A 1,273-nucleotide genomic window follows, 5' to 3' on the forward strand; every position below is an offset into this window, starting at 1 on the left:
CCCCCACAACAGGGCAATGGCAATGCCAGTAACAGCAACCACGAGCCGACCGAAGACCTCTCCCTGGAAGACTACTTCCAGCATTTCGTACTCGAGCATCAGGACCACATGACCGAAACCGAGCTGGCCCGCAAACTCGGGGTCAGCCGCAAATGCCTGTGGGAGCGCCGTCAGCGCCTGGGCATCCCGCGGCGCAAGACCGGGGTGGCCAGCGAAAGCTGAACCGTACCTGTCTCATGTGCGGGTAACACGTGACTTTCTGAAAAAACTGTTACCTCAGCTTTTTCACGTAACAGAAGCCGGGGCTTACGGTAACGAAGCCCCGGCTTTTTTTGGCCCTCGAAATGCCTACCGACCGGTCTAACCCCTTGTTTTATTGGGTTTCGCAAAAGTTGGCACGCACCCTGCTATATGTTTGGTACAAGAACAATAACAAGCAATGCACAAGACAATAAAAATAAGACGAATCGACTCACGCACAATAAAAACAAGACGGCGAGAGGCGCAGCTAACTGATTCTTTTGGAGAGGCGTTGTATTTGGGGCTTGCCCCACGACCAGGCCGAGAACAACAAAAAGCTGTCTTAAGACAGAGCCTGTACTGGTTGGATCGAAAGATCACTGCAATTCAGCGACCAAAGCAATCCGTTTGCTCTTGGCTCCCGATTGGGAGGGTCATGAAGGAAAGCTTCATGACGAGGGCACTCAACAAAAACAAGAAGCCCGAAACCAAAAATAAAAATAGAGCATGCAACTACTTCTTGGGGAGCTTCGGCTCCCCTTGTGGTTTCTGCGATTCCAGAATCTGCGCACCTGCTTACCGTAGGAGCGAGCTGGCTCGCGATGGTCGTGAACGATAACGCGTAAAACCAGACACCCCGCACCGCTCTTGCGCTTTTCGCGAGCAAGCTCGCTCCTACAACCTGCGGCCTACAGCTCATATCTGCTGTGTCCTACACCATCCCCCGACTAAATGCTAGAATCCCCGCCCATCATGCGGTCATTCTTCTGTTATGGCCGAATATTCCTTCAAACAGTGCATCCCATGCTGAAGAAGCTGTTCCAGTCATTCCGTTCTCCCAAGCGTCCTACGCAACACATTCGCAGCACGCCTGAAGTGCTTAACAGCGGCCAACATTCGCTGCAAAAGGCGCAATTCAGCCGTTACGCGGTGAATATCGTTGAACGCCTGCAGAGCGCCGGTTATCAGGCTTACCTGGTTGGCGGCTGCGTGCGCGACATGCTGCTGGGTATCACACCGAAAGATTTCGACG

2 pseudogenes are annotated in these 1,273 nt (G+C 53.1%); both read left to right on the forward strand.

Features of this window, described 5'->3' with window-relative positions:
* Positions 1-222 (forward strand): annotated as a pseudogene (locus ACXRVY_RS29790) (sigma-54-dependent Fis family transcriptional regulator); the annotation flags it as partial.
* Between the two features lie 822 nt (positions 223-1,044).
* Positions 1,045-1,273, forward strand: a pseudogene (locus ACXRVY_RS29795) (polynucleotide adenylyltransferase PcnB); the annotation flags it as partial.

The organism is Pseudomonas sp. P5_A2_2, from assembly GCF_054177685.1.